The 5,994-nt window shown below is 73.9% G+C and carries 9 protein-coding genes; 6 read left to right on the top strand and 3 right to left on the bottom strand.

What is annotated here, in order from left to right; all coding sequences use genetic code 11:
• From AB0M46_RS50800 to AB0M46_RS50775, 6 genes are all read left to right on the top strand, one after another.
• On the top strand, positions 1–287 hold a 287-nt coding region (locus AB0M46_RS50800), incomplete at its 5' end, for a GNAT family N-acetyltransferase (RefSeq protein ID WP_363348886.1).
• Positions 288–300: 13 nt separating this feature from the next.
• Entirely contained in the window at positions 301–756 is a 456-nt protein-coding gene (locus tag AB0M46_RS50795; RefSeq protein ID WP_363348884.1) for a hypothetical protein, read from the top strand.
• A gap of 20 nt (positions 757–776) precedes the next feature.
• Positions 777–1,586: a DNA-formamidopyrimidine glycosylase family protein gene (locus tag AB0M46_RS50790; protein WP_363348882.1), complete on the top strand. Its 810-nt coding sequence runs from the start codon at positions 777–779 to the stop codon at positions 1,584–1,586.
• A gap of 252 nt (positions 1,587–1,838) precedes the next feature.
• Entirely contained in the window at positions 1,839–2,663 is an 825-nt protein-coding gene (locus AB0M46_RS50785; RefSeq protein ID WP_363348880.1) for a hypothetical protein, read from the top strand.
• A gap of 82 nt (positions 2,664–2,745) precedes the next feature.
• Positions 2,746–2,943 (top strand): hypothetical protein, encoded by a 198-nt coding sequence (locus AB0M46_RS50780; protein WP_363348878.1) that lies wholly within the window; start codon positions 2,746–2,748, stop codon positions 2,941–2,943.
• Between the two features lie 47 nt (positions 2,944–2,990).
• Positions 2,991–3,335 carry a hypothetical protein gene (locus AB0M46_RS50775; protein WP_363348876.1) on the top strand — a complete coding sequence of 115 codons (345 nt, stop codon included), beginning with the start codon at positions 2,991–2,993 and terminating at the stop codon, positions 3,333–3,335.
• A gap of 120 nt (positions 3,336–3,455) precedes the next feature.
• Here AB0M46_RS50775 and AB0M46_RS50770 read toward each other — a convergent pair whose 3' ends face one another.
• The 3 genes from AB0M46_RS50770 to AB0M46_RS50760 form a co-directional block, all read right to left on the bottom strand.
• On the bottom strand, positions 3,456–4,217 hold the full coding sequence (locus AB0M46_RS50770; protein ID WP_363348874.1) for a hypothetical protein: 762 nt from the start codon (positions 4,215–4,217) through the stop codon (positions 3,456–3,458).
• Between the two features lie 31 nt (positions 4,218–4,248).
• A complete protein-coding gene (locus tag AB0M46_RS50765) occupies positions 4,249–5,103 on the bottom strand; it encodes a PspA/IM30 family protein (RefSeq protein ID WP_363348872.1) in 855 nt (284 codons plus the stop codon).
• Between the two features lie 143 nt (positions 5,104–5,246).
• The coding region (locus AB0M46_RS50760; protein WP_363348870.1) for a hypothetical protein at positions 5,247–5,994 on the bottom strand (748 nt) is incomplete at its 5' end.

The raw sequence follows: 5,994 nt of genomic DNA, 5'->3' as shown, positions 1-5,994 counted from the left end.
CGATGGGGCGGGCCGAGCCCGGGCGGGCCGACGACGGCGCGGGCGCGCCGGTCCCCGGCTACGGGCACGTGTCGATGGTGTTCGTGCGCCCAAACGCGTGGGGCCGCGGCCACGGCGGCCGGGTCCTCGCCGCGCTGCACGAGCCGTGGCCGCGCACCACGCTGTGGACGCGGGAGGACAACGCGCGGGCGCGCCGGCTGTACGAGAAGTCGGGGTACCTTCCGACCGGACGCACCGCGCGGCTGGCCGAGGGCGACGGGATCATGCAACTGGAGCGCATCCGCTAGCCTCTAGGGCGTCATGAGGCGTTGGTCAATGCTCACGATCGGGCTCGGCGTCGGACTCTTCGCCGGCTCGCAGCTCGCGTCGTCCCGGGCCCAGACGACGGCGGTGTGGGCGGGCGTGGCGGCCACCGTCGTGGGCCTCATCATGTTCGCGGCCAGCCAGCCCGAGTCGGCCTGTCCGCAGGACCAGGACCAGCCGCCCGCGGACGGCCTCGGCGGCCGGGTCGAGCAGATTCTGCGCCTCGCCGAGCGGCAGGCCGCCGAGCACCTCCGCGACGCCGAGAAGCAGGCCCGCAAGGTCCACGCCGGCGTGGAGGCGGGGCTGTGGGTGGTGCTGCGCCAGGACGACGACGGCTCGCGCTACGAGGTGGCCCGCCTCGAGTCCCGCTCGGACGCCGACTCGGTCGTGGCGGCGCTGGAGGCCCGCGGCCACCTGGAGCGCTACACGGTCGCCCCCGCCGGCCCGCACTGACCGGCGCATAGACTTCGGGGGTGCCTGAGGGCGACACCGTCTGGAACACCGCGCGCGTCCTCGGCGAGGCGATCACCGGCCAGATCGTGCGCCGCAGCGATGTTCGCGTGCCCCGCCTGGCCACCGCCGACCTGTCCGGCTGGACCGTCGCCGAGTCCGCCTGCCGCGGCAAGCATCTCCTGCTGCGCCTCACCCGCGAGGGCCGCGAGCCGCTCACGCTGCACTCGCACCTGCGCATGGACGGCGCGTGGCGGACGTACCGCCCGGGTGAGCGCTGGACCGGCCGCCCGGCTCACCTGATCCGGGTCGCCCTGCACACCGACGCCGCGGTCGCCGTCGGCTTCCACCTGCACGAGCTGGAGATCGTGCCGACCCGCGACGAGGAGCGCCTGGTCGGCCACCTCGGGCCCGACCTGATGGGGCCCGACTGGGACGCTGCCGAGGCGGTGCGCCGCCTGGGGGCCCGGCCCGGGCGCTGCATCGCCGACGCGCTGCTCGACCAGCGCAACCTCGCGGGCATCGGCAACTTATATAAGGCCGAGACGCTGTTCCTGCGCGGCGTGTCGCCGTGGACCCTGGTGGGCGAGGTCGCGGACCTGACCGCCCTGGTCGAGAAGGCGCACGCGCTGCTCAACGCCAACCGCGGCCGCTGGACCCAGGCCACCACCGGCTCCCTGCGCCGCGGCGAGACCAACTGGGTCTTCGAGCGGGCCGGTCAGCCGTGCCGCAGGTGCCGGACCGTCCTGCGCCGATGGACGGGCGGCGACCACGAGCGCATCACGTACTGGTGCCCGCACTGCCAGCCGGGCGCCCTCCCGCCCCGCGGTTGAGCGCGCGGCCGCACGCCCTCGGCCGGGACGTCGACAAGCCAGAGGCCCCGGGTGTCGTACCGCATGTGCGCCCCCGGACGCGGAGCAGGCCCGGCGCCGTGGCGACCGGCCCTGAGCAAAACTTCAGATCCCGTTATCCCGCCCGACTCGCCGCGGGCGGACTTCCCGGCACGCGATAGTGTGCTGGTCGTAGTCGCGGGGCAGCGTCTCATGGGGAGGGGCGATGAGCGGGGCGGGCAAGGTGGCGAGCCGGTGGACCTCCGGCTGACCCGTCGGGGCCTGCTCGCGGGCGTTCTGGCCGCGGCCACGGTCTCGGCCTGCAGCAGCGCGCCGGGGGCCACCCCGGCCCCGACGATCTCGTTCGATCCCCCGGGCGACGCTCCGCTGGCCGTGTGGGAGCTGACCGGCGGCCTGAACGCGCCCGGCATGGCCGCCCTGCGCCCGCCCCGCCTGGTGATCTACGGCGACGGCGAGGCCATCGCCGACGCCACCTACCGCTCCCGCCTCGACCCCGACCAGCTTCGCGGCCTGGCCACCACCCTGGCCGACGACCTGCGCGCCAACGCCGCCCAGAAGAAGCCGACCGGCGCCCCGTCGATCCTCGACGCCCCCACGACGAAGCTCACGGTCTGGTCCGCGAGCGGCACGCTGACCTGCTCCGCCGAGGGGCTCGACGAGCTCAAGCCCGATCACTGGTACCCCGACGTGCTCTATGACGCCCGCGACCGCCTCGCCACGGTGCACAAGGCGGTGTCCGCGACCGCCCAGCCGTATCTGGCCACCCGCGTCCGCGTCGTCGCCATCCCCGCCCTGGAGGGCACCGCCGGCAGCGTCGCCGTGGGCACCCCGGTCGCCGCATTGCCGAGTGTCTCGTCCGCCGCCTGGCCGCCCGGCATCACGCTGCCCGCCCCCGACCACGATGGCCTGCGCCGGGCGGACCTCGACGGCGACGCGGCCCGCGCCGCCGTGCGTTTGCTGACCCGGGACCTGGACCAGCGCGGCGCCTGGCCGACCTATCGCCTCCAGGACGGCACCGTCCTGCGCGCCAGCTGGCGCTACCTGCTCCCGAACGAGTGACTTCCCCGCCTTCCACCAGCCCCTTCCCGTAGACTCGTATTACGGCGGCTCGCACCCCGTAATACACTTGGAAGGATGGCGAATGCCACCGATCAAGGTTGTGACGGTGCGATGGGGCGCCAACACCGTCTACGCCACCAAGCGGGCAACGTGCACGGAGATCGAGGAACTGTTCGCCAATCGACCCACGTTCCGCACCAATCTTCGCGGTCGAGCGGCGACGCATCTGGCCCTCGGCGTAACGGATGCGGGGCGCAAGCTGACCGTCGCGTTCATCTAGTCCGCGGAAACGGGCACGGCCTACCCGATCACGGCATGGGAGCAGTCATGAGCAAGTCGGACGAAATCGACGAGGTCACCGGCCTGAGCGTGACCGAGATGGCGGCGGCGGCCGAAGATCTGTACCAGCATCGCGGCGAGGCCGCCGGCAATGTGGTGCCGAGCGAGGCAGTCGCCGAGGTCCGGTCGGTCGTGTCGGTCCGGTTCGGCCGGGGTGAGCTCGACGGCATCATCGCCGCTGCGACCGCGGCCGGCCAGCCCGTGTCGACGTACATCCGCAACGCGGCGCTGGCGGCCTCGGCCGCCATCGACATCGAGGCCGCCCGGCGAGACCTGCGGGCCGCTACGCGGGCACTCGACGACCTCAGCCGACGACTCGACCCGGCCGCCTGACCTGCGGAGACGTTGCCGCGCCGGGCTCGTCGTCCGGCATGGCAACGCCGACGTCCTGCGGCCACGATCGGCCGGGGCCGGGTGCCTCGCGCCACGACGGCCGACCGGCCCGGGAGGGGATCAGGCGGTCTGGGGGCGCGGGGTGGGCTGCGGGGTGCGCAGGTCGGCGAGGCCCTCGGCGACGCCGCGCAGGAAGGCGGTCGCGTCGGTGAGGTTGCCGACAGCGGTGGTGTCCTCGGCGACGCAGCCGGCGGCCGCGGTCACGAACTGCTCGTAGGCGGCGACGCCCTGCTCGAGCTGCACGGCGAGGGCGTAGTGGGCCGGGCGCAGGTTGTCGCCGGCCGGGCCGATGCGCATGGCGCGCTCGACCGAGGCGCAGCGCTGGGCCAGGTCGCGCAGCTGGTGCTCGGCGACGGTGGCGTCCAGGACCGCGGCCTCGGCGGCCGGGCCCAGGCGGCCGACCAGGCCGCTCAGCATGGCCGCGGCGCGGTCCAGGCGGCGCCAGGGCTCGGCCACGGTGAGGCCCCGCAGCTTGAAGGACTCGCGCTGCCGGTCGAACTCGGCGACGGCGGTGCGGCCGGCGGGCAGGCGCTGGACGAGCCCGACGAGCTTGTCGCGGGCCACCGAGCCGGCGAGGGCCGGATCGGGCTCGGGCGGCACCGGCAATGCCTGGAAGGCCCGGAAGTCCAGCCACCGCCAGATGGTGATCGCGATGGAGCCGCCGGCCGCGGCGGCCCAGAAGGCGTCGGGCAGGCCCAGCCCCTGGTACGGCACCAGGACCGCCGTCGCCCCGGTGAGCAGGCCGGCCCGCACGGACCAGGCCCGGGCGGAGCGGTGCAGCCGCCGCAGTCGCTTCAGGTGCTTGGCCCTATCGCTGGCCATGACCGCCCCCCGGGGTTCGCTTCCGTATCGGTCAGCCGGCGCTGGCCGAGTCTCCCGCCTGCTTGTCCTTCAGGCTCGCGCGGATCTCGTCGAGCCGGGCGATGCTGGCGTCCTTCGGGCCGGCAGAGGCGACGGCCGGGGACTCCGGCGCGGCGGCGAGCTTGTCGCCGGCCATGCTGGCCCGGATCTGGTCGAGGCGCGAGCTGCCGGCCATGTCCAGCGTCGAGCGCTGCACCTCGAGCATCCGCCCTTCGACGGAGTTGGAGGCCAGTTCGGCGCGGCCCATGGCGTTGGCGTACCGCCGCTCGATCTTCTCCCGCACCTCGTCCAGCGACGGGGTGTTGCCGGGGGCGGCGAGGCCGCTCATCGACTCCAGCGACTTGGCGACGGTCTCCTGCATCTTCGCCTGCTCCAGCTGGCTGAGCAGCTTGGTGCGCTCGGCGAGCTTCTGCTGGAGCATCATGGCGTTGTTCTCAACCGCCTTGCGCGCCTGCGCGGCCGCGTTGAGCGACTGGTCGTGGAGGGTCTTGAGGTCCTCCATGCCCTGCTCGGCGGCGACCAGCTGGGTGGCGAACACCTGGGCGGTCTGCTCGTACTGCGTGGCCTTCGCCTCGTCGCCCTCGGCGCGGGCCTTGTCGGCCAGCACGAGCGCCTGGCGGGCCGAGCCCTGCAGCTTCTCGACCTCCGACATCTGCCGGGACAAGCGCATCTCCAGCTGGCGCTGGTTGCCGATCACGGCCGCGGCCTGCTGCACCAGGGCCTGGTGCTGACGCTGCGCGTCCTCGATCGCCTGCTGGATCTGCACCTTCGGATCGGCGTACTCGTCGATCTTGGCGCCGAAGAGCGCCATGAGGTACTTCCAGCCCTTAGCGAACGGATTCGCCATCTCGCGGTCCTCTCTCGGCCTGCACTCGTTACGTGCGGCTTCTATCGTGTCAGGCGCGCGCTAGAGCGTCACGCCCACCTTGGCGGCAAAGCCCCGAAAATTCGGTACAGAACCTGCTATAGCGGACACAAGTCAGGGAGAAGTCAGGGCTCGGTGCCCGGGACCTCCCCCCGGGACAGTGTCGTTTGGGACAACCGTTCCGCCTCCGCGAGACCCGCGCGCAGGCCCTCGAGGTCGCTGGTCAGCTCCGCAACCTTCGTCGCGGTCAGCGGCGCGCCGCCGACGGTGGTCGCGTGCAGGGCCACGAGCTCGGCCATGCGCGCCACCAGTCCCTCCATTCCCAGCACCGCCGACTGCATGCGGGCCAGCAGCATCTCGCGGGCGTCGCGCAGCCGCTTGCCGACGTCGAGCTGGTCGGCCACGGCCCGCAGCGCCCGCTGCCGCTCGTCGCGCAGCGGCCCGGCCGCAAGCCCGGACAGCCCGCGCTGCAGCTGGTTGTGCTCCTGGCGCAGCCGCTGGTTGTCGATGCCCGACGCGCTGCGCTCGATGAGCGTCACCTGCCCGGCGAAGCGGGCCAGGTCGGCCAGCGCGCCGGCGGCGTTGTCGTCGACCTCGTCGATCTGGCCGCGCAGCACCGGGTCGCCGACCCCCTCGGTCTGCCGGCGCAGGGTGCGCACGGCCGTCTCGGCCCGGCGCAGCCAGCGCTCGGCGTCGCTGCCCCTCGGCGGCGCGGGCAGGCTCGGCGGGGGTGCCGCGCTGAGCGCCGGGGGTGAGGACCCCCGGTCCCCGAGGGCGCCGAGCGCGACCCGGATGCCGTACACCGCGCCCTTGCCGACGGCACCCACCTCCTCGTCTTCGACCTCGGCGCCGGGACCTGCGACGTCTCGCTGC

This window comes from Dactylosporangium sp. NPDC051485 (assembly GCF_040682015.1).
Taxonomy (GTDB): domain Bacteria; phylum Actinomycetota; class Actinomycetes; order Mycobacteriales; family Micromonosporaceae; genus Dactylosporangium.
This window is presented reverse-complemented; position numbering and strand designations above follow the sequence as displayed.